At 64.0% G+C, this 20233-nt stretch carries 20 protein-coding genes and 2 tRNA genes; 6 read left to right on the top strand and 16 right to left on the bottom strand.

The window, feature by feature from the left end; translation table 11 throughout:
* Positions 1 to 107 precede the first annotated feature (107 nt).
* Positions 108 to 197, top strand: a tRNA-Ser gene (locus tag SRAH_RS01550).
* A 23-nt stretch (positions 198 to 220) separates the two neighbouring features.
* Here SRAH_RS01550 and queG read toward each other — a convergent pair.
* Complete coding sequence (gene queG, locus SRAH_RS01545) at positions 221 to 1450, bottom strand: tRNA epoxyqueuosine(34) reductase QueG (protein WP_045475792.1); 1230 nt, start codon at positions 1448 to 1450, stop codon at positions 221 to 223.
* Between queG and tsaE the strand changes: the two genes are divergently transcribed.
* The 4 genes from tsaE to SRAH_RS01525 all read left to right on the top strand — a co-directional run bounded on the left by tsaE (position 1415) and on the right by SRAH_RS01525 (position 4220).
* The gene (gene tsaE, locus SRAH_RS12525) at positions 1415 to 1981 is read left to right on the top strand and encodes a tRNA (adenosine(37)-N6)-threonylcarbamoyltransferase complex ATPase subunit type 1 TsaE (protein ID WP_232840959.1); all 567 of its coding nucleotides are present in this window, start codon (positions 1415 to 1417) and stop codon (positions 1979 to 1981) included. The genes queG and tsaE overlap by 36 nt on opposite strands.
* Positions 1978 to 3534, top strand: coding sequence for an N-acetylmuramoyl-L-alanine amidase (locus tag SRAH_RS01535; protein WP_029461596.1), 1557 nt, complete (start codon positions 1978 to 1980; stop codon positions 3532 to 3534). Before tsaE ends, SRAH_RS01535 begins: the two co-directional genes overlap by 4 nt.
* An 83-nt stretch (positions 3535 to 3617) precedes the next feature.
* A tRNA-Gly gene (locus SRAH_RS01530) sits at positions 3618 to 3691 on the top strand.
* Positions 3692 to 3731: 40 nt separating this feature from the next.
* Positions 3732 to 4220 (top strand): methylated-DNA--[protein]-cysteine S-methyltransferase, encoded by a 489-nt coding sequence (locus SRAH_RS01525; RefSeq protein WP_029461595.1) that lies wholly within the window; start codon positions 3732 to 3734, stop codon positions 4218 to 4220.
* Positions 4221 to 4250: 30 nt separating this feature from the next.
* On the opposite strand, the gene SRAH_RS01520 is transcribed toward SRAH_RS01525, so the two are convergent.
* The 10 genes from SRAH_RS01520 to hemN form a co-directional block, all read right to left on the bottom strand.
* Positions 4251 to 4622 carry an integration host factor subunit alpha gene (locus tag SRAH_RS01520; protein WP_029461594.1) on the bottom strand — a complete coding sequence of 124 codons (372 nt, stop codon included), beginning with the start codon at positions 4620 to 4622 and terminating at the stop codon, positions 4251 to 4253.
* Positions 4623 to 4650: 28 nt separating this feature from the next.
* On the bottom strand, positions 4651 to 7080 hold the full coding sequence (pheT, locus tag SRAH_RS01515) for a phenylalanine--tRNA ligase subunit beta (RefSeq protein WP_029461593.1): 2430 nt from the start codon (positions 7078 to 7080) through the stop codon (positions 4651 to 4653).
* A 57-nt stretch (positions 7081 to 7137) separates the two neighbouring features.
* Positions 7138 to 8208, bottom strand: a complete 1071-nt coding sequence (gene pheS, locus SRAH_RS01510) for a phenylalanine--tRNA ligase subunit alpha (protein ID WP_029461592.1) — start codon at positions 8206 to 8208, stop codon at positions 7138 to 7140.
* Positions 8209 to 8380: 172 nt separating this feature from the next.
* Entirely contained in the window at positions 8381 to 8761 is a 381-nt protein-coding gene (rplT, locus tag SRAH_RS01505; protein WP_029461591.1) for a 50S ribosomal protein L20, read from the bottom strand.
* A gap of 27 nt (positions 8762 to 8788) precedes the next feature.
* Positions 8789 to 8992, bottom strand: coding sequence for a 50S ribosomal protein L35 (gene rpmI / locus SRAH_RS01500; protein WP_029461590.1), 204 nt, complete (start codon positions 8990 to 8992; stop codon positions 8789 to 8791).
* Positions 8993 to 9118: 126 nt separating this feature from the next.
* A complete protein-coding gene (gene infC / locus SRAH_RS01495) occupies positions 9119 to 9727 on the bottom strand; it encodes a translation initiation factor IF-3 (RefSeq protein ID WP_076606959.1) in 609 nt (202 codons plus the stop codon).
* A 75-nt stretch (positions 9728 to 9802) separates the two neighbouring features.
* A complete protein-coding gene (gene thrS / locus SRAH_RS01490; protein WP_029461588.1) occupies positions 9803 to 11710 on the bottom strand; it encodes a threonine--tRNA ligase in 1908 nt (635 codons plus the stop codon).
* A 276-nt stretch (positions 11711 to 11986) separates the two neighbouring features.
* Entirely contained in the window at positions 11987 to 13318 is a 1332-nt protein-coding gene (gene aceA / locus SRAH_RS01485; protein WP_029461587.1) for an isocitrate lyase, read from the bottom strand.
* Positions 13319 to 13580: 262 nt separating this feature from the next.
* A complete protein-coding gene (locus SRAH_RS01480; protein WP_045475789.1) occupies positions 13581 to 14291 on the bottom strand; it encodes a sulfite exporter TauE/SafE family protein in 711 nt (236 codons plus the stop codon).
* 91 nt (positions 14292 to 14382) lie between these two features.
* The gene (gene hemN, locus SRAH_RS01475; RefSeq protein ID WP_029461585.1) at positions 14383 to 15762 is read right to left on the bottom strand and encodes an oxygen-independent coproporphyrinogen III oxidase; all 1380 of its coding nucleotides are present in this window, start codon (positions 15760 to 15762) and stop codon (positions 14383 to 14385) included.
* Between the two features lie 149 nt (positions 15763 to 15911).
* On the opposite strand from hemN, the gene fnr reads away from it, so the two are divergent.
* A complete protein-coding gene (fnr, locus tag SRAH_RS01470) occupies positions 15912 to 16643 on the top strand; it encodes a fumarate/nitrate reduction transcriptional regulator Fnr (protein ID WP_029461584.1) in 732 nt (243 codons plus the stop codon).
* Between the two features lie 4 nt (positions 16644 to 16647).
* On the opposite strand, the gene SRAH_RS01465 is transcribed toward fnr, so the two are convergent.
* The 5 genes from SRAH_RS01465 to ccoO all read right to left on the bottom strand — a co-directional run bounded on the left by SRAH_RS01465 (position 16648) and on the right by ccoO (position 20226).
* Positions 16648 to 16950 (bottom strand): hypothetical protein, encoded by a 303-nt coding sequence (locus tag SRAH_RS01465; RefSeq protein ID WP_045475785.1) that lies wholly within the window; start codon positions 16948 to 16950, stop codon positions 16648 to 16650.
* A gap of 66 nt (positions 16951 to 17016) precedes the next feature.
* Positions 17017 to 18435 carry a cytochrome c oxidase accessory protein CcoG gene (ccoG, locus tag SRAH_RS01460; RefSeq protein ID WP_045475812.1) on the bottom strand — a complete coding sequence of 473 codons (1419 nt, stop codon included), beginning with the start codon at positions 18433 to 18435 and terminating at the stop codon, positions 17017 to 17019.
* Between the two features lie 38 nt (positions 18436 to 18473).
* Positions 18474 to 19382, bottom strand: coding sequence for a cytochrome-c oxidase, cbb3-type subunit III (ccoP, locus tag SRAH_RS01455; RefSeq protein WP_029461581.1), 909 nt, complete (start codon positions 19380 to 19382; stop codon positions 18474 to 18476).
* Between the two features lie 31 nt (positions 19383 to 19413).
* Complete coding sequence (locus tag SRAH_RS01450; RefSeq protein WP_029461580.1) at positions 19414 to 19551, bottom strand: CcoQ/FixQ family Cbb3-type cytochrome c oxidase assembly chaperone; 138 nt, start codon at positions 19549 to 19551, stop codon at positions 19414 to 19416.
* Positions 19552 to 19572: 21 nt separating this feature from the next.
* A complete protein-coding gene (gene ccoO, locus SRAH_RS01445; RefSeq protein WP_029461579.1) occupies positions 19573 to 20226 on the bottom strand; it encodes a cytochrome-c oxidase, cbb3-type subunit II in 654 nt (217 codons plus the stop codon).
* Positions 20227 to 20233 lie beyond the last annotated feature (7 nt).

Raw genomic sequence — 20233 nt, 5'->3', positions numbered from 1 at the left:
TGCAGTCAGAAAATCCCTGACAGACCAATCCCTGCCAGCCCCCCCCTACTGGCACCTCCTGCGGCTCCCCTTGCAGCTTACAATCGGCGCTCTTGTGCAGGGTTAGGGGAAGCGTGGCAGAGTGGTCGATTGCACCGGTCTTGAAAACCGGCAACGGGTAACCCCGTTCGTGAGTTCGAATCTCACCGCTTCCGCCAGCAGGCGCATGGGCTGCACGGGCTTATGGCTGCGGCGCCCCAAGGTCTGCAGGGTGTTGCGCCAGCGCCCAGCGCACGTGCTCGCGCACCAGCGGGCTGGGGTCTTCGGTCCGTCCAGTTAATGCCGCCTTGATGGCTGCCGCCTGCTGTGGCCCTAGGCCCTCGCTGGCCAGCGCATTGCCCAAGGCCACCGCCACGTTGCGCAGCCAGCGCTCGTGGCCGATGCGCCGGATCGGGCTGCCCTCGGTGTGGCGCTCGAACTCGGCCCGGCTCCAGGCCCAAACACGCAGCAGCTCGGGCGCCTGCAAGGCGGCGCGCGGCTCGAAATCGGGCACGCGGGCGCGCTGGGCGTACTTGTTCCATGGGCAGATCAATTGGCAGTCGTCACAGCCGTAGATGCGGTTGCCGATCAGGGGCCGCAGCTCGGTGGCAATCGGCCCGGCGTGCTCGATAGTCAGGTAGGCGATGCAGCGGCGCGCATCGAGCCGGTAGGGGGCCACGATGGCCTGCGTTGGGCACACATCGAGGCAGGCTTGGCATTGGCCGCAGTGGGCGCTGGTCGGCGCCGTGGGGGGCAGCTCGAAATTGAGAAAAATCTCGCCCAAAAAAAACATCGAACCGGCCTCGCGGCTCAAGGCCAGCGTGTGCTTGCCGCGCCAGCCGAGGCCGCTGCGCTGCGCCAGCTCGACCTCCAGCACCGGGGCCGAGTCGGTAAATGCGCGCCACTGCAGGGGGGGGTGCGAGGCAGCGGGTGAGGTGGCGGGTGAGGCGGTGTGGGCGCCTAGGTGCGCTGCCGTGAGCGCAGCGGCCACCGACGCAGCCTGATGGCTCTGCGCTTGGGCCGCGGCCTGCGCCAGCAAAGCTTGCTCGATGCGCTCGGCCAGCCGCCGCAGCCGCTGGCGCAGCACCTTGTGGTAGTCGCGCCCCCGGGCGTACAAGGCCACGTTGGCTTGCAGGGGCTGCTGCAAGGCCTGCCATTCTTGCTCGCGCCAGTCGGGGCTGCGGCTGGCAGGCAGATAATCCATGCGAGCGGTGATCACGCTCAGGGTGCCGGGCACCAGCTCGGCCGGGCGGGCGCGCTTGAGGCCGTGCGCGGCCATGTAGTGCATCTGGCCGTGAAATCCGGCCTGCAGCCACTGCAACAGCCCCGCTTCGGCGTGGCGCAAATCGACACCGGCCACGCCGATTTGCGAGAATCCCAATTCCCGGCCCCAGCCTTGAACCTGTGTAACGAATTGAGCCGCATCGAACATACCCCACCGATTGTAGGAAGCGCAGCCGCCGCCGCGCAGCCGCTGGCTTGTACGACCCTGCTGCTGGCCGACGAAAGCGCCACTGCAGCGCTCGCCGCCCGGCTGGCCGACTGCCCCCAGATCGACCACGCCCACTTGCACTGGCGCGGCGATTTGGGCAGCGGCAAAACCACCATGGTGCGCCATTTGCTGCGCGCCTTGGGCGTGACGGGCCGCATCAAAAGCCCGAGCTACGCCATCGTCGAGACCTACTGCCTCGATGCAGGCCCCCGCCGGGGCACTGAAATTGATGCCGTGCACGCGGATTTTTATCGATTTATCAACCCTCAAGAGTGGGAAGATGCGGGACTGCGTGAACTTTTTTCGCAACCCGGCCTCAAGTTGGTGGAGTGGCCCGAAAAAGCCGCCGGATTGCTGCCCATGCCCGACCTCGACCTGCACCTCGAAACCTTGGCCGACGAACAACGCCGGCTGCGGCTGTGTGCGCACAGCGCCTTGGGCTTGCGCCTGCTGGAGGCTTTGCAGGCATGAGGCGCCGCCACGCCCTGCAGTGGCTGGGTTCGAGCCTCGTGCTCACGCTCGGCCCGCACCAACTGGCCTGGGGTGCCGGCATCGTGGCGGTGCGCTTGTGGCCTGCGCCCGACTACACCCGCATCACCATCGAGTCTGACGCGGCCCTGCAAGCCACACCCCATTTCCTGAACGACCCGCCCCGGGTGGCGCTGGACCTAGAGGGGATCGAGCTGGCGCCGATGTTGCAGCAGTTGTCGGGCAAGGTGCGCCCCGACGACCCCAACGTGGCCGCGATTCGCGTCGGGCAACACGCCGACCGGGTGGTGCGGCTGGTGGTGGACCTGAAGCGCCCGATCAACCCGCAGGTGTTCCAGCTCAGCCCGGTGGCGGCCTTCCAGCACCGCCTCGTTCTCGACCTATACCCCGCACAGGCGCGCGACCCCTTGGATGAGCTGATCGCGCACCGGCTGCGCGAGCTCGACGCGGCACCCAACCCGGCTCCACCCCCGGCACCGGCCAACACGGGCAGCGCAGGCGCTATCGCCCCCCCTGCGCCAGCCCCTGCCCGAGCGGCCGACCCGCTGGGCGAACTGATAGCCCGCTTGCCCGCCGAGGCCAGCCAAGCCACGGCGGGCTTGGGGACCATCCGGCTGCCGCCCCCTCCTACAGCAAACGCTGCCACCGCCACCGCCCCCCCTCGCCCGGCCCCACCGGCTGCGCCCACAGTTGCCCCGGTCTTGACCCAGAGGCCGGCGAGCACCCCAGCCGTTCAGCCCGTGCCCGCGAGCGCAGCGGCCCCGACCACTGCACGGCCACGCGCCCCCCACGGCAGCACCGGCGGGCGCAGCGATCGCTTGCTCGTGATCGCCATCGACGCCGGCCACGGCGGCGAAGACCCGGGCGCCATCGGTCCCGGCGGCACCCAAGAAAAGGACGTGGTGCTGTCGATAGCCCGCAAACTGCGCGATCGCGTCAACCGCACCCAGGTCAACGGCTATACCCTGCGCGCCTTCATGACGCGCAACGGCGACTACTTCGTGCCGCTGCGGGTGCGGGTGCAAAAAGCGCGCCGGGTGCAGGCCGATTTGTTTGTGAGCGTGCACGCGGATGCGTTTTTCACACCACGTCCGCGCGGCTCCAGCGTGTTTGCCCTAAGCGAGCGCGGCGCCACCAGTGCCGCCGCCCAGTGGATGGCCAACCGCGAAAATGCGGCCGACCAAGTGGGCGGAGTCAACTTGCGCGAGCAAGAAGGCGTGCTGCAACGCACCCTGCTCGACATGAGCACCACAGCGCAGATCAACGACAGCCTGCGCGTGGGCGACGTGATGCTGCGCGAGATTGGCCGCGTGGGCCGCCTGCACAAGCCGCGCGTCGAACAAGCCGGCTTTGCCGTGCTGCGCGCGCCCGACATCCCCAGCCTGCTGATCGAAACCACCTTCATCAGCAACCCAGAAGAAGAACGCCGCCTGCGCGACCCGCGCTTTCAGAACCACATGGCCGACGCCATGCTGCGCGGCATCGTGGCCTATTTCGAGCGCAACCCGCCGCTGGCGCGCCGGCGCGAGGTTTGAGGCCGCACACCGCCACAAGCTCCCGTTCCACCCGGCCCCAATCGGTTATGATGCAGGCCCGTTGACCGAGTGCAACGGGCTGCGCGGGCGTCGTTCAATGGCAGGACCTGAGCTTCCCAAGCTCAAGACGTGGGTTCGATTCCCATCGCCCGCTCCAGTTGCGCGCAGTGGCCATCTTGCCCTGCTGCCCCACCGCCATGCACCAAAGCCGTTTGAACAGCCCCTTGGGCGAATTGCTCTTGGCCGCGCGCGCCGACCGCTTGGCGGGCTTGTGGTTTGCCGACCAGACCGCCATTCCGGCTTGGGCCACGGATGCAACGCCCAGCCCCGATCAGCCGCTGCTGCGGCAAGCTGCGACCCAACTGGACGAATACTTTGGCGGCATGCGCCAGCGCTTCGAGCTGGCGCTCGACTGGAGCCGTGGCAGCGCCTTTGAACAGGCGGTCTGGGGCGCCTTGGCGGGCATCGCGCCGGGCCAAACGTGCTGCTATCAGGATATCGCCAACGCCATCGGGCGGCCCCGGGCCGCGCGTGCCGTGGGCGGCGCGCTGGGGCGCAACCCGCTCGGCATCGTGCTGCCCTGCCACCGCGTGCTGGGCCGCAAGGGTCAGCTCACCGGCTACACCGGCGGGCTTGCACGCAAGCAGGCTTTGCTGGACTTGGAAGCGCGCTGGGCGTTGGCCTGAGCAGCCCCCTGAAAGGGGCTTGGGCGCATCCTAAGCGTCTGACCCGTCGTCGTCGGATACCCGCCCCGACTGCACCGCCTCCTTGAGCTTGGGGCTGGCGTGGAAGGTCACCACACGCCGCGCCGCAATGGCCACCGCTTCGCCGGTGCGCGGGTTGCGGCCAGGCCGGGGGGCTTTGGTGCGCACCTGAAAATTGCCAAAACCCGACAATTTCACGTCGTCACCCTGAATCAGGCGTTCGGAAATCTGATCGAAAAAGGCATCCACCAAGTCTTTGGATTCGCGTTTGTTGAAGCCTATTTGTTGGTACAGCAGCTCGGCCAGTTGGGCTTTGGTCAAGGTGTCGGCGTCTGGCGCAGGCTCGCTCAGATCGGTGTCGGGCAGGGGGTGGCTTGGGCTCACAGCGAAGGTCTCCAACAGGGTGGGGGTATCAGGCGCGCAAGCGCGCTTGCAGCTGCGCCGACAGCGCAGCCAGCACGGCCTGCACCACCGACTCGATCTGCGCATCGGTGAGGTTGGCGTCGTCGCGCTCCAGCGTCAGGCGCAAGGCACAGCTTTTCTCGCCTTCGGCCACGCCGCTTGCACCCGCATTGTGCCCCAGCTTGGGGCGGTAAATGTCGAACAGGCAGACGTCTTTGAGCCAGCCCGAGCCGTCGGCAGCGCGCACCACGCCCAGCAATTCATCGTGCCCGACGCGCTCGGGCAGCACCACCGCCAAGTCGCGCTGCACCGGCTGGTGCCGTGGCACCGGCTGCGCCTGCACCAGCTCGCGCTGCAGCAGGGGGGCGAGATCGAGCTCGAACAACACCGGGGCCTGCTGCCAACCCTCTTGCTGGCGCCAGCGCGGGTGCAGCTCGCCGATATAGCCTATGGCCTGCCCGTCGAGCCACACCTGGGCGCAGCGGCCCGGGTGCAGCGCCGGGTGCGATGCCGGCTCGAAACGGGGTTGGCGCGGGGCCAGCAGGGCCTGCAAATCGCCTTTGAGGTCATAGAAATCGACGCTGCGCGCCGCCACGCCCCACTGCTGCGGTTGCGCATCGCCCCAAGCCAGCGCGGCCACGCGCAGGGGCTGCGCCACACCGGCCACGCTATAGGGGCCGTCGGGCACCGCCGCGTCGTGGGCAAACACACGCCCGAGCTCGAACACGCGCACGCGCTCGGCCTTGCGGTCGGTGTTGAATTTGAGCACCGCCAGCAAGCTGCCCATGAGCGAGGAACGCATCACGCTCATCTGGCTGGCGATGGGGTTGAGCAGGGCAATCGGCTCGGCGTTGCCGGCCCAGTCGCGCTCCCAGCGCTCTTGCACGAAGCTGAAGTTGATGGTTTCTTGGTAGCCCCGTTGCGCCAGTTGGCGCCGCAGCGCATAGGGCCCACGGCGGCGCTCCGGGCGCACCAGCGCCGTCACCGGGGCCTGTGGCGGGGTGTGCGGTAGGTTCTGGTAGCCGATCAGGCGCGCCACTTCTTCGATCAGGTCTTCTTCGATCTGCAAATCGAAGCGGTGCGGGGGCGGGGTCACGCTCAATGTGCCCTGCTCTTCGCTCACTTCCAGCCCCAGCCGGCGCAACGCCTGCGCGGACTGGGCTTGCGTGAGCGGCATACCGATCACCTTGGCTGCGCGCGCCACCCGCAGCGCGACAGGCTGCGGCTGCGGCACGTTGATGACCTGGTCGGCGATCGGGCCGGGCTGGCCGCCGCAGATCTGCACGATCAGCTCGGTGATGCGCTCCAGGTGCTGCACCGTGGTGGCGGGATCGACGCCGCGCTCGAAGCGGTGCCCGGCGTCGGTGCTGAAGTGGTAGCGGCGCGAGCGCCCGGCGATGGCCTGCGGCCACCAGAAGGCGGCCTCGACGAACACATCGCGCGTGGCCGCTCCCACCGCCGTCGCCGCCCCGCCCATGATGCCCGCCAGCGACTCCAGCGCCTGCGCGTCGGCGATCACACCCACCTGCTCATCCACCGCCACGGTCTGGCCGTTGAGCAGTTGCAGCGTCTCGCCGGCGCGGCCCCAGCGCACCTGCAAGCCGCCCTCGATCTGCGCCAGATCGAAGATGTGCGAGGGGCGGCCAAACTCGAACATCACGTAGTTGGAGATGTCCACCAGCGCCGAGACGCTGCGCTGGCCGCAACGCGCCAGCCGCTGCACCATCCAGCCCGGTGTGCGCGCCTGCGGGTCGATGCCGCGCACGATGCGGCCGCTGAAACGCCCGCACAGATCGGGGGCCTGCACCTGCACCGGCAGCACCTCGGTGTGGGTAGCCGCTACCTGCGGCCAGGCCGGAGTGTGCAGCGGCGCCCCGGTGAGCGCGGCCAGCTCGCGCGCCACGCCATAGACGCTCAGGCAATGCGCCAGGTTGGTGGTGAGCTTGAGGGTGAAAATTGCATCGTCGAGTTGCAGGTACTGGCGCACATCCTGCCCCACGGGGGCCTCGGCGGGCAGCTCCAGCAGGCCGGCGGCGTCGTCGGCTATGCCCAGCTCTTGCGCCGAGCACAGCATGCCGTGGCTGGGCACCCCGCGCAACTGCCCCAGCCCAATGTGCAACGGTTGGCCGTCGGCAGCAGGGGGCAGCACCGCCCCCACGAGGGCGCAAGGAGCCACCAAGCCGACGCGCGCATTGGGCGCCCCGCAAACGATTTGCAGCCGCTCAGCAGTGCCCACATCCACCTGGCAAACGCGCAGGCGCTCGGCCTGCGGGTGCGGCTCGATGTGCTCAATGCGCGCCACCACCACCCCGGTAAACGGCGGCGCGGCGGGGCGGCATTCTTCCACCTCCAGCCCGGCCATGGTCAGGGTGTCGGCCAGTTGCTGGCTGCTCAGCGGCGGGTTGCAAAACTCACGCAACCAGGATTCGGGAAATTGCATCGTGTGCTCTCGTGCGTAGGCGTGGCAGGGGTCAACGAATCAGGCGATGGGCTAGGCTCACTGGAACTGGCTCAAAAAACGCAGGTCGCCATCGAAAAACAGGCGCAGGTCGTTGACGCCGTAGCGCAGCATGGTGAGCCGGTCCGGCCCCATGCCAAAGGCAAAGCCCAGGTAGCGCTCGGGGCACAGGCCCATGTGGCGCAGCACATTGGGGTGCACCTGCCCGGAGCCCGCCACTTCGAGCCAGCGCCCGGCCAGCGGGCCGGACTGAAACTGGATGTCGATCTCGGCGCTGGGTTCGGTAAAGGGAAAGAAGCTGGGGCGAAAGCGCAGCACCAGATCGTCGGACTCAAAGAAGGTGCGGCAAAAATCGGTGAACACGAACTTCAGGTCTTTGAAGCTCACGTTTTCGCCAATCCACAGCCCCTCGCACTGGTGAAACATGGGCGAGTGCGTGGCGTCGCTGTCCACGCGGTAGGTGCGCCCGGGGGCAATCACGCGAATTTCGGGCATGGGGCCATCAAACAACGCCGTGGCGCTGGCCCCCGCCTGCTGCTTGTGGCGCTGCACGTGTTGCAGCGCGTGGCGGATTTGCATCGGGCTGGTGTGGGTGCGCAGCAAATAGGGCTCGGGCTGCGTGCCGGCGCGCACGTAAAAGGTGTCGTGCATGGAGCGCGCCGGGTGGTCGGCGGGCGTGTTCAGGGCGGTGAAGTTGAACCAGTCGGACTCGATCTCGGGGCCGTCGGCCACCTCAAAGCCCATGGAGCCAAAAATCGCCTCAATGCGCTCAAGGGTGAGGCTCACCGGGTGCAGCCCACCGCCGCCGCTGTGGCGGCCGGGCAGTGTCACGTCCAGCGCCTCGGCCTGCAACTGGCGCTGCAACTCGGCCTCGGCCAGTTCGGCGCGGCGCTGGTTGAGCGCCGCCTCCACCGCCTGCTTGGCCACGTTGATGGCCGCGCCACGGGTTTTTTTCTCGTCCACGCTCAGGCTGGCCAGCCCCTTCATCAGCTCGGTCAGGCGGCCGTTTTTACCCAAGTACAGGGCCTTGGCGTTTTCCAGCTCGGCGGGGCTGTGGGCCTGCGCAAACTGCGCGCGCGCCGATTGCTCAAGGGAATCGAGTTCGTTCATCGAAATATCCGTTCCGAGGTGCGCGGGGCGGGCTGTGGACAAAATGGGGCCAAGCATAGGGCTTAAGCACATAAAACAAAAAGGGCCAGTGCCGTGCAGCGCTGGCCCTCAAGGGTCGGGGGCCGGATGGCGGCCTAAACGCCTCCATCCACCCCGACAACCCTCAGCTAGATCAGGCCGCCACCGGGGCAGCAGCCGCTGCCAAATGCGCGCGCGCCTGCTCGACGATGCGGCCAAAGGCTGCCTTGTCGTTCACGGCCAGATCGGCCAGCACCTTGCGGTCGATGGCAATGTTGGCTTTTTTCAGGCCGTTGGCAAACTGGCTGTAGCTCAGGCCCAGCTCGCGCGCACCGGCGTTGATGCGCGCAATCCAGAGCTGGCGGAACACCCGTTTGCGGGCGCGGCGGTCGCGGTAGGCGTACTGGCCGGCCTTCATCACCGCCTGTTTGGCGATGCGATAGACATTGCCGCGGCGGCCGCGGAAACCTTTGGCCAAAGCCAACACTTTTTTATGACGGGCACGTGCCGTTACACCACGTTTAACGCGAGGCATGGTTGATTCCTTGTTCGTCGGGTTGAATTACAGGCCAGCGTAGGGCAGCATCTGCGCCATGTGACCCATATTGGTCTCATGCACATTCACCGCACCGCGCAACTGGCGCTTGTTTTTGGTGGTCTTCTTGGTCAGGATGTGACGCTTGAAGGCCTGACCGCGCTTGACGGTGCCACCCGGACGAACGCGAAAACGCTTTTTCGCACTGCTCTTGGTCTTCATTTTGGGCATGGTGTGCTCCTTCTTGAATTGTGCTCGTGAGGCGCCGCGATACCCACCGCGGTCTTGCTGGCCCCGAGCCACGAATAAAGCCGTGCGGGCGACCCACCCACACAGCTTTTGCACCCCGTGCGGCGATTAAGCCGACTGGGCGACGGCAGCCGTTTCCGGTGCCGGTTTGGCGACCCCGGCCTTTTTGCGGCCAGGGGCTATCATCATGATCATCTGGCGCCCTTCGAGCTTGGGGAACTGCTCCACCACGATCAGGTCGCCGAGTTCTTCGCGGATGCGCTGCAACAGCGCCAGCCCGATTTCTTGGTGCGTGATCTCGCGGCCCCGAAAACGCAGCGTCACCTTGCACTTGTCGCCTTCTTCGAGGAAGCGGCGGATGTTGCGCATTTTGATGTGGTAGTCGCCGTCGTCGGTGCCAGGGCGGAACTTGATTTCCTTGACCTCGATGACTTTTTGCTTGGACTTGGCTTCAGCGGCCTTCTTCTGCTCCGCGTACTTGAACTTGCCGTAATCGATCAGGCGGCACACCGGCGGCTTGGCCACGGCTGCGATCTCGACCAGATCGACATCCATTTCGCCAGCCATGCGCAGCGCCTCTTGGATGCTGACGACGCCGATCGACTCGCCTTCGGGGCCCATCAGGCGCACTTCGGGAACCAGAATCTCGCGGTTCAGGCGGTGGGCGCGTTCTTCGCGGTGGCGGCGATCGCGAAAGTTCGGAGCAGTCGTAGCGATGGTGAAATCCTTTGGTTCAAACGAAATGGAGGCTTGCAAAAGCGCTGGCTTACTCGCCTAGGCACGGCCTAGGACTCAAGACTTGGTGTCAAGCTCTTGCTGCAAACGCTGGGCGAAATCTTCGAAGGCCATGACGCCCAAGTCTTGGTTGCCACGCGCTCGCACGGCAACCGTCCCGGCGGCCTTCTCTTTGTCGCCCACGACGATCAGGTAGGGCAGCTTTTGCAAGGAAAACTCTCGGATTTTATACGTGATTTTCTCGTTGCGCAAATCCAGCGCCACTCTAAAGCCCAAGTCCTCGAGTTTTTTGGCAATTTCGCGACAGGTATCGGCCTGCGCGTCGGTGATGTTGAGCACCGCCACCTGGCGCGGCGCCAGCCACAGCGGCAGCGCACCGGCGTGCTGCTCGATCAAGATGCCGATGAAGCGCTCCAGGCTGCCCACGATGGCGCGGTGCAAAATCACCGGCGCGCGGCGGCTGCCGTCTTCGGCCACGTACTCGGCGTCCAGCCGCTCGGCCAAGTTGAAATCAACCTGGATGGTGCCGCACTGCCACTCGCGCCCGATCGCGTCTTTGAGCGTGTACTCGATCTTGGGGCCGTAAAAAGCCCCCTCGCCGGGTGAGATCTGGAACTCGCAGCCAGCGTGGCGTAGGCTGTCGATCAGCGCCTGTTCGGCCTTGTCCCACTGCGCGTCGGAGCCGATGCGCGCCGCCGGGCGCGTCGAGACCTTGTACAAGATGTCGTGAAAGCCGAAATCGGCATAGACCTTGCGCAGCACCTGGGTGAAGGTGTCGCACTCGGCCAAAATCTGCTCTTCGGTGCAAAAAATGTGGCCGTCGTCTTGGGTGAAGCCGCGCACGCGCATGATGCCGTGCAGGCCGCCCGAGGGCTCGTTGCGGTGGCACTGGCCAAACTCGCCGTAGCGCAGCGGCAGGTCGCGGTAGCTCTTGAGGCCCTGTTTGTAGATCAGGATGTGGCCGGGGCAGTTCATGGGCTTGAGCGCATAGTCGCGCTTTTCGCTCTCGGTGATGAACATATTGTCGCGGTACTTGTCCCAGTGGCCGGTTTTCTCCCACAGGGTCTGCTCCAGTATCTGCGGCGCCTTGACCTCGTGGTAGCCGTGCTGGCGGTAGATGCGGCGCATGTACTGCTCCACTTGCTGCCACAGGGCCCAGCCCAGCGGGTGCCAGAACACCAGCCCGGGCGCGTGCTCGTCGATGTGGAACAAATCCAGCTCGCGCCCCAGGCGCCGGTGGTCGCGCCGCTCGGCTTCTTCGAGCCGCCGCAGGTAGGCTTGCAAGTCTTCCTTGCTGGCCCAGGCGGTGCCGTAGATGCGTTGCAGCATCTCGTTGCGGTGGTCGCCGCGCCAGTAGGCCCCGGCCACTTTCATGAGCTTGAAGTGCTTGAGGCGCCCGGTGCTGGGCACGTGCGGGCCGCGGCACAGGTCCTCAAACGCGCCTTCGCGGTACAGGCTCAGGCCCTCGTTGCTGGGAATGCCGGCGATGATCTCGGCCTTGTAGTGCTCGCCCATGCCCTTGAAGTGCGCCACGGCCTCGTCGCGGCCCAGCAGGCGGCGCTCGATTTTCTCGTCTTTGGCGGCGAGTTCGAGCATTTTTTTCTCGATCGCCTCCAGGTCTTCGGGCGTGAAGGGGCGTTTGTAGGCAAAGTCGTAATAAAACCCGTGCTCGATCACCGGGCCGATGGTCACTTGCGCGTCGGGGAACAGCGTTTTGACGGCGTAGGCCAGCAGGTGCGCGCTGGAGTGGCGGATCAGCTCCAGCCCCTCGGGGTCTTTGGCGGTGACGATGGCCAGTTGGGTGTCTTGCTCGATCAGGTAGGCGGTGTCAACCAGTTCGCCATTGACCTTGCCACCCAAAGCGGCCTTGGCCAGCCCGCTGCCGATGGAGGCGGCCACGTCGGCCACGGTGAGCGGGCCGGAGAACTGGCGCTGCGAGCCGTCTGGGAGGGTGATGTTGAGCATGACTATGTCCACAAAAACAAACGCGGCTCACCGCCGCTGTATCCATTTTCCCACAAAAAAAGCCCAAGGCGGCTGCCTTGGGCTTGGGCTCTCCCCTGCCTTGTTAGATCAGTGGCGCCCGGCCGCCCGAAGCCACTGATGCGCCCCCTCGGGGGGCAGCGAGCAACGCGAGCGTGGGGGCATTCTCATTTCAGTGGCGCCCGGCCGCCCGAAGCCACTGATGCGCCCCCTCGGGGGGCAGCGAGCAACGCGAGCGTGGGGGCACGTTCTTTTAGATTAATGAAACTGCTCTTCTTCGGTCGAGCCGGTGAGGGCCTTGACGCTGGAGGAGCCGCCCTGGATCACGGTGGTCACGTCGTCGAAGTAACCCGCGCCCACTTCCTGCTGGTGCGACACAAAGGTGTAGCCCTGCTGGCGCGCCGCGAACTCGGGCTCTTGCACCATGTTCACGTAGTGCTTCATGCCCTCGCCGCGCGCATAGGCGTGGGCGAACTGGAAGGTGTTGAACCAGTTGATGTGGATGCCCGCCAGCGTGATGAACTGGTACTTGTAGCCCAGCGCCGAGAGTTCTTCTTGGAACACGGCAATGGTCTTGTCGTCCAGGTTTTTCTTCCAGTTGAAGGAGGGCGAGCAGTTGTACGACAGCAGCTTGCCGGGGCAGGCGGCGTGTACGGCCTGCGCGAACTCGCGCGCAAAGCCGAGGTCGGGGGTGCCGGTTTCGCACCAGACCAGGTCGGCGTAGGGGGCGTAGGCCACGCCACGGCTGATGGCTTGCTCCAGGCCGTTCTTGACGCGGTAGAAGCCCTCTTGGGTGCGCTCACCGGTGAGGAAGGGCTGGTCGTTGGCGTCGTGGTTGCTGGTGATCAGGTTCGCGGCTTCGGCGTCGGTGCGCGCCAGAATGAGGGTGGGCACGCCCATGGTGTCGGCGGCGAAACGCGCGGCCAGCAGTTTCTCGATCGCCTCTTGCGTGGGCACCAGCACCTTGCCGCCCATGTGGCCGCATTTTTTCACGGCGGCCAACTGGTCTTCGAAGTGCACGCCGGCGGCCCCGGCGGCGATCATGTTCTTCATCAGCTCAAAGGCATTGAGCACGCCGCCAAAACCGGCTTCGGCGTCGGCCACGATGGGCAGGAAGTAGTCGATGAACTCGGGCGAACCGGGCTCGATGCCACGGCTCCACTGGATTTCGTCGGCGCGCTTGAAGGTGTTGTTGATGCGGCGCACCATGGTGGGCACCGAATCGTAGGCGTAGAGCGACTGGTCCGGGTACATGGTTTCGCTGGTGTTGCCGTCGGCCGCCACTTGCCAGCCCGACAGGTACACCGCTTCCAGCCCGGCCTTGGCCTGCTGCATCGCCTGCCCGGCGGTGATGGCGCCAAAGGCGTTCACATAGCCTTTTTTGGCGCCGCCGTTGACCTTTTCCCACAGGGTGCGGGCACCGTTTTGGGCCATGGTGTACTCGGGCTGCACGCTGCCGCGCAGGCGCACCACGTCGGCGGCGCTGTAGCCGCGCTTGACGCTTTTCCAGCGCGGGTTTTGTGCCCAGTCGAGTTCCAGCGCCTCGATTTGTTGCTGGCGGCTGAGTTGCTTGTTGATGGCAGAGGTCATGCTCACTCCTGAAGGTTAAAAAAAAGTCGGGGGCTTGGGTGCTACCGGTTTGGCACAGGACCGCTGGGGGCCTAGGGGACTCGGCTGCACATCCTTGAGCACTAGTGTACGCCCGAGCAACGGCCGTCGCCAATCTTATGTCTTATATAAGACAAAAATAATTTCAATAAAAATCAATCAGTTGCTTTTTCATTTCCACATTGCAAAATTTTGTTTTCAATATGAAAAAATTTATTGCAGCGCAACAAGTGTGCGTTTTATATTATGAAACTACACAGCCGGCATATAAAAAAGCCACCGGTTCGTCGCACCACAAACCCGTGGGGTGCGCCATGCCCATCCACAGCGCCACTCCCGAGACCAGCATCAGCGCCAGCCCCGCCAGCCGGATGCCCCAGCCGCCGCTGCGCCCGTCTTTGAGCTTGAGCAGCAGCCACGGCGCTGCGGTGAGCGAGACCATGGTGCCCAGCGCAAAAGCGGCCATGATGGCAGCCCCGTTGAGCGCATGGGCCGAGAGCGAGGCCACCAGCAAGGCCGAATACAGCAAGCCGCAGGGCATGAGCGCCCAGCCCACCCCGAGCACCGCCGGGGCCTTGGGGCCGAGCTTGTTAAGCACCGGGCGCGCGCGTCGCCACAGCCCTTGGGCCCAGCCATCGATGAAGGCCGGCTGGCGCGCTTGCAGCAGCAGCATCAGGCCCAAAAACAGCGCCGCCACGTGCATCAGGGTCCAGAGCGGGCGGATGATGGCGGTGTGCTGCCCCATCACAGCCAAGCCCTGCACGGTGCCCGCTGCCACGGCGCCCAACAGCGCATAGCCCAACATGCGGCTGAACTGGAAGGTGAGCAAGGCGCGCGCACGGTGCGGCTCGCCAGCGTGGGCAATGCCGGCACACGCGGCGCCACACATGGCGATGCAGTGCGGGCCACCCACCAGCCCCATCAGCAGGGCCGAGAGCAACATGGACTCAAACATAGGTCTTAGACTCTAACACCATGCTGGGGACATGCCCTAGGACAGGGGCAAGCACAGGGAACGCAGCCAAGCGACCGATGGGCCATCGGGCTCAAATGATCTTGGAAAAGCGCGCCCGATCCCGATCCAGCTGCAGATACTTGTCGAACACCATGGCGATGGCGCGCACCAAGTACCAGCCGCTGTCGCTGATTTCAATGCTGCCCTCGCTCAGGCGCAGCAAGCCCATGGCCTCGAACTCGTGCAGGCGCTCCAGTTCACGCGCGAAATACGACTTGAAATCGATCAGATGCGCCAGCCCGACGGACTCGAAATCGAGCCGCCCCTGGCACATCAGGGCCATGATGACGGCGCGGCGCAGCAGGTCGTCGCGGTTCAAGGCCAGCCCGCGCACGATCGGCAGCCGCCCTTGATCGAGGCTATCGTAGTACTCCTCCAGCGTCTTGGCATTCTGGCTGTACGTGGCCCCGATGCGGCCGATGGCCGACACACCGAGGGCGATCAGGTCGCAATCGGGCTGGGTGCTGTAGCCTTGAAAGTTGCGGTGCAGCCGCCCTTGGCGCTTGGCCACCGCCAGCGCGTCGTCGGGCAGGGCAAAGTGATCCATGCCCACGTACACATAGCCCGCTTGGTTGAACACATCGAGCGAGATCGCCAGCATGGCCAGCTTGTCGGCCGCGGGCGGCAGCTCGGCCGCTACGATGCGCCGCTGCGGCTTGAAGCGCGCCGGCAGGTGGGCGTAGGCGTAGAGCGCGATGCGGTCCGGGCGCAGCTCGCGCACGCGCTCCAGCGTGTGTCTAAAAGACTCGGGCGTTTGCTGCGGCAGGCCGTAGATCAGATCAACGTTGACCGACTCGAAGCCGATGCGCCGCGCCGCCGCCACCAGCTCGAACACCTGCTCGGCGGGCTGTATGCGGTGCACCGCCTTTTGCACCGTGGGATCGAAATCTTGCACCCCAAAGCTCAGGCGGTTAAAGCCGAGCCGGTGCAGGTGTTCCAGCCGTTGCGGCGTGACGGTGCGCGGATCGACCTCGATCGAGTATTCGCCCCCCGGCACCAAGGTGAAGTGGCGCTGCGCCATGGCCACCAGATCGGCCAGTTCCTCGTCGTTCATGAAGGTCGGGGTGCCGCCGCCTAGGTGCATCTGCGACACGGTGTGGCCTTGCCCCAGTTGCTGGGCCTGCAACTCAAGCTCGCGCGTGAGGTAGCGCAGGTACTCGGCCGACTTGCTGTGGTGCTTGGTGATGACCTTGTTACAGGCGCAGTAGTAGCACAGCGACTCGCAAAAGGGAATGTGGACGTAGATCGACAGCGGCAAGGCCAGCGAACCGGCTTGGCGCTGGCGCAGCGCCTGCAGATAATCCGGCTCGCCAAAGGCTTCCACGAAGCGATCGGCGGTGGGGTACGAGGTGTATCGGGGGCCGGGCACATCAAAGCGCCGCAGCAACCCCTCGTCGATCACATGTTTCACAAATGGCTCTCCTAGCGGTGGACTATGCACGGGTGCGCCCTCGACACCCTTGACTTGAGTCAAATCCGCAGCATTTTTCCCTATTTTTTGTGCCGACCAGGCCAGTACCGCACTTGGGTTAAGCTCAAGGCTTGTCTAGCTGCCTTTCTATGGATATCCAGAGCCTCAAAGTTGCCTGTTCCAGCTGCAATCTGCGCGAGCTGTGCCTGCCGATGGGCTTGAGTGCGCCCGAGATGCTGCGCCTCGAAGACGTGGTGTCGAACCGGCGCCGGGTCAAGCGTGGCGCGGCGTTGTTTACTGCCGGTGAACCGTTTACAGCCCTCTATGCCGTGCGCTCGGGCTTTTTCAAGACCTGCATCACCAGCATCGACGGACGCGATCAGGTCACGGGTTTTCAGATGATGGGCGAGATTATCGGCATGGACGGCATCGTGCACGACCAACACGCCTGCGACGCCGTGGCGCTTGAAGACGCCGAAGTCTGCGTGCTGCCCTTTAACCAAATCGAACAACTCTCGCGCGAGTTCAGCGCCCTGCAGCACCACGTACACAAGATCATGAGCCGCGAGATCGTGCGCGACCAGAGCGTGATGCTGCTGTTGGGCACCATGCGCGCCGAGGAACGGCTGGCGGCCTTTTTGCTCAACCTGGTGCAGCGCCTGCACGCGCGCGGCTTTTCTCAATCCGAGCTGGTGTTGCGCATGACGCGCGAAGAAATCGGCAGCTACCTGGGCATGAAACTCGAGACAGTGAGCCGCACCTTCTCGCGCTTCATGGATGAAGACATTATTGAAGTCAAGCAGCGCTATGTGCTGATCAAAAACACCCAAGCGCTGGAGGCGCTGGTCAACCCCCCCAATGGCCGCGAGGCCTTGCTTTAACGATCTAGGGACGGGGCGGAGGCATTTCCGGGCTGGCCGCGTGGTTGCGCGCCTCGCGCGCCGGGCGCAAGCTGGCTTCGTAAATGGCCCGTTGCTCGGGCGTGAGCACCCGCAGCTTGTGCGGATCGAGCTGCACCATGGGCACATCGCGGTCAAGCACTGGGTCGCGGTTGTTGACCGCGATGGTGACGAGCGTCAACGAGGTAACGATCGAGGTGGCTGGCAGACCAAACACCAACCACGTGAAGGGCTCGCGATACCACGGGCGCGACGGCTTGGCTGGAACTGACGAAGTGACTTGGGTCATGATGCGCTCAGTGTAGAGGAAGTTTGAAACAAACGCAATAAACGGGTGATTTGAACACCCAATGTATCAGCGCGGCACCATGAAAACCGAATCGGTTGTGGCACGTAAGGATGGATCGGCTTCGGCTTGCACCTCGATGCGAATGGGGTGCGCGCCCGCTGCGCTGCTGCCCGGTGGCACCCTCAAGGTGAGCGCCATGCTGCGCGCCGCAGTGGGCTCTAGGCTAAAGCGGCTTTCAGACTCAATCTGCACGCCTGGCAAGCCCTGCACCGTGATGCGGTAGTGCTGCACCTGCTCGGTGGCATTGAGCACGCGCAAGCGGAACACGTTTTCTATGTATCCTTGCTGCACCAAGCGCGACATGACACCGGAATCGCGCACCACATCGATCTTGAGCGGGGTGCGCATATACAAGCTCGCAAACAGGGCCACTGTCAGAAGCAACAATATGGCACTGTAGACCAAGACCCGGGGCCGCAGCACCCGGCGCCAGATCTGCCGCGAAGACCATCCCTGCTGCAAGCCGTTTTGGGTGGTGAAGCGCACCAGCCCCTTGGGGTAGCCCACCTTGTCCATGACCGCATCGCAGGCGTCGGCGCACACACCGCAGCCTATGCACTCGTACTGCAAGCCTTTGCGGATATCGATACCCGTTGGGCAAACCTGCACACACAAGGTGCAATCCACGCAATGCCCGAGCTTGAGCTGCGACAAGTCGGCCGTGCGCGAGCGCCCTCCCCTGGGTTCACCGCGCCCGGCGTCGTAGGTAACGATCAGGGTATCGCGGTCAAACATCGCGCTTTGGAAGCGCGCATAGGGGCACATGTATTTGCAGATTTTCTCGCGCAAAAACCCGGCGTTGCCATAAGTGGCAAAGCCATAAAACAAAATCCAGAAAGTTTGCCACGGCCCGAGCGAGGCTTGCAAAACCGCTTGCCCAAGCTGGTCGATGGGCGTGAAATAACCCACAAAGGTGAAGCCGGTCCACAGCCCAAAGCCCAGCCAAAGCAGGTGCTTGAGCGTTTTTTTGCCGAACTTCTGGAATGAATGCCCGGCTTGATCAAGCCGCATGCGGGCTTGGCGATCGCCTTCTACCAGCTTTTCCATCCACAGATAAATTTCGGTGTAAACCGTCTGAGGACAGGCAAAACCGCACCACAAACGCCCGGCTACGGCGGTAAACAAAAACAAGGAGAGCGCCGAAATGATCAGCAAGACCGTCAGGTAAATCAGGTCGTGCGGAAATAGAACGAGGTTGAAAAGATAAAAGGTTCGGACTTCGAGATCGAATAAAACCGCTTGGCGATTGTTCCATTCGACCCATGGCAGGCCATAAAAAATGATCTGGGTGACCCAAACCATGATCCAGCGCCAATTGGTAAAGACACCAGAAACCGAGCGCGGGTGAATTTTGTCTTCCGCCGCCACCACCGGGACCGGAAAAGGCTTGGTGGTAGCGACAGAAGATGCGCTTTTTTTATTGATGCTTGACTCAGTCAATGGAACACCGCAAAGGGCCCTGCTTAGTTAGGCGCTGGGTTGGACTTGGCCCAAACGTAGGCGGTCAACACATGAATCTGATCTTCAGACAGCAGCACGTTTTGCGGCGGCATGACGTTCATGATGCCCATGTTGATGCTGCGCACCACTGCATCGACCCCAAAGCCGTGCAACCACACGTCGTCGGTCAGGTTGGGTGCACCCATGGCGGTGTTGCCCTTGCCTTCGGCGCCGTGGCAGGCAATGCAGGTGGCGAAGTTGGCCTTGCCTGCGGCCGCACGCACGCTGTCGTGCGGCGCACCCGACAAGCTCATGACGTAATGGGCCACGTTGGTGACATCATCCGGCGTGCCCACCGCTTCGGCCAATGGCGGCATCACAGCCACACGTCCTTGGGTGATGGAAACCTTGATCGCCTCTGGATCGCCACCCCACAACCAATCGCCATCCGTTAGGTTGGGAAAGGTCAGGCTACCGCGCGCATCGACGGCGTGGCAAACCGCGCAATTGTTCATGAACAGGCTCTCACCGATTTGCAGCGCTGCGGGGTCGCGCGCCAATTGCTCGACCGGCATTTGGCTGAAAGCGGCAAACTTGGGCGCGACTTCAGCCAAGTTGGCTTCTTTTTCAGCCTGGTACTGGCCCGCAGAAGTCCAGTTCAACAAGCCCGGAAACTTGCCCAACATGGGATACAGCAGTGCGTAGATGAGGCCGAACAGCAAGGTAATGACGAACATATAAACCCACCACTTGGGCAGCGGGTTGTTCAGTTCGGTCATGTCTTCGTCCCAGACGTGGCCGGTGGAGTTGCCTTCGTTGGACTTGACATCGACTTTGCCGCTGTACCACAGCAGAAAGAAGCAGGCCAAGATACTGATCAGGGTCACACCGGCCACCCAGTAGTGCCAGAATTCGCTTGTGAAGTCGCTCATGATGATTCTCTAGTTAATGAGGTCGCGCGGCTCAATCTTCCTTGAAGGGCAGTTGGGCGGCGTCATCGAACTGCGCCTTGTTGCGCTTGGACCAAGCCCACCAAACGATGCCCAAAAACAGCACCAAGCTGATCACGGTCACGATGCTGCGGTAGTCGTTTACGTCCATATCCCATGCCCTCCCATTCAATCAGCGGACCGCTGTGCCCAAAATTTGCAGGTAAGCGATCAGGGCGTCCATCTCGGTTTTGCCCTCTACCGCCTGAGCCGCTCCGGTAACTTCCTCGTCGGTGTAGGGATGGCCCAAGAGTTGAAGCGCATTTAAGCGTGCCGGCATCGATTGGGCGTTCACCATCCGGTCAGCCAACCATGGGTAGGCCGGCATGTTCGAGTACGGGCGCAAAGTGCGCGGGTCCATCAGATGCTGGCGGTGCCATTCGTCAGAGTAGCGGCCACCGATGCGGTGCAGGTCGGGGCCGGTGCGCTTGGAACCCCACTGGAACGGCCGGTCGTAGACGAACTCACCCGCCAGCGAGAAATGCCCGTAGCGCATGGTCTCGGCGTGGAAGGGGCGAATCATCTGCGAGTGGCAGGTGAAGCAGCCTTCGCGGATGTACACATCGCGCCCGGCCAATTGCAAGGCGGTGTAGGGCTTGAGGCCATCGACCGGTTGCGTGGTGGATTTCTTGAAGAACAGCGGGACGATCTCGACCAAGCCGGCGACCGAGATCACCGCCAAGATGAGCACGATCATCAGGAAGCTGTTGGTCTCGATCTTGTCGTGCGAGCGCCCAATTCTGGAGCTCGGGCCAATCTTGGCGCTGGAATTGTTGCTATCAGCCATGTTGTGA

The sequence above is a fragment of the Serpentinimonas barnesii genome (genome assembly GCF_000696225.1).
Classification (GTDB): Bacteria; Pseudomonadota; Gammaproteobacteria; order Burkholderiales; family Burkholderiaceae_C; genus Serpentinimonas; species Serpentinimonas barnesii.
This window is presented reverse-complemented; position numbering and strand designations above follow the sequence as displayed.

Excerpts from the sequence above, each read along its gene's own strand:
- queG (WP_045475792.1), bottom strand. The coding sequence starts at position 1,450 with ATGTTCGATGCGGCTCAATTCGTTACACAGGTTCAAGGCTGGGGCCGG.
- SRAH_RS01535 (WP_029461596.1), top strand. The coding sequence starts at position 1,978 with ATGAGGCGCCGCCACGCCCTGCAGTGGCTGGGTTCGAGCCTCGTGCTC.
- SRAH_RS01525 (WP_029461595.1), top strand. The coding sequence starts at position 3,732 with ATGCACCAAAGCCGTTTGAACAGCCCCTTGGGCGAATTGCTCTTGGCC.
- pheT (WP_029461593.1), bottom strand. The coding sequence starts at position 7,080 with ATGCAATTTCCCGAATCCTGGTTGCGTGAGTTTTGCAACCCGCCGCTG.
- pheS (WP_029461592.1), bottom strand. The coding sequence starts at position 8,208 with ATGAACGAACTCGATTCCCTTGAGCAATCGGCGCGCGCGCAGTTTGCG.
- rplT (WP_029461591.1), bottom strand. The coding sequence starts at position 8,761 with ATGCCTCGCGTTAAACGTGGTGTAACGGCACGTGCCCGTCATAAAAAA.
- rpmI (WP_029461590.1), bottom strand. The coding sequence starts at position 8,992 with ATGCCCAAAATGAAGACCAAGAGCAGTGCGAAAAAGCGTTTTCGCGTT.
- thrS (WP_029461588.1), bottom strand. The coding sequence starts at position 11,710 with ATGCTCAACATCACCCTCCCAGACGGCTCGCAGCGCCAGTTCTCCGGC.
- aceA (WP_029461587.1), bottom strand. The coding sequence starts at position 13,318 with ATGACCTCTGCCATCAACAAGCAACTCAGCCGCCAGCAACAAATCGAG.
- SRAH_RS01480 (WP_045475789.1), bottom strand. The coding sequence starts at position 14,291 with ATGTTTGAGTCCATGTTGCTCTCGGCCCTGCTGATGGGGCTGGTGGGT.
- fnr (WP_029461584.1), top strand. The coding sequence starts at position 15,912 with ATGGATATCCAGAGCCTCAAAGTTGCCTGTTCCAGCTGCAATCTGCGC.
- SRAH_RS01465 (WP_045475785.1), bottom strand. The coding sequence starts at position 16,950 with ATGACCCAAGTCACTTCGTCAGTTCCAGCCAAGCCGTCGCGCCCGTGG.
- ccoP (WP_029461581.1), bottom strand. The coding sequence starts at position 19,382 with ATGAGCGACTTCACAAGCGAATTCTGGCACTACTGGGTGGCCGGTGTG.
- SRAH_RS01450 (WP_029461580.1), bottom strand. The coding sequence starts at position 19,551 with ATGGACGTAAACGACTACCGCAGCATCGTGACCGTGATCAGCTTGGTG.
- ccoO (WP_029461579.1), bottom strand. The coding sequence starts at position 20,226 with ATGGCTGATAGCAACAATTCCAGCGCCAAGATTGGCCCGAGCTCCAGA.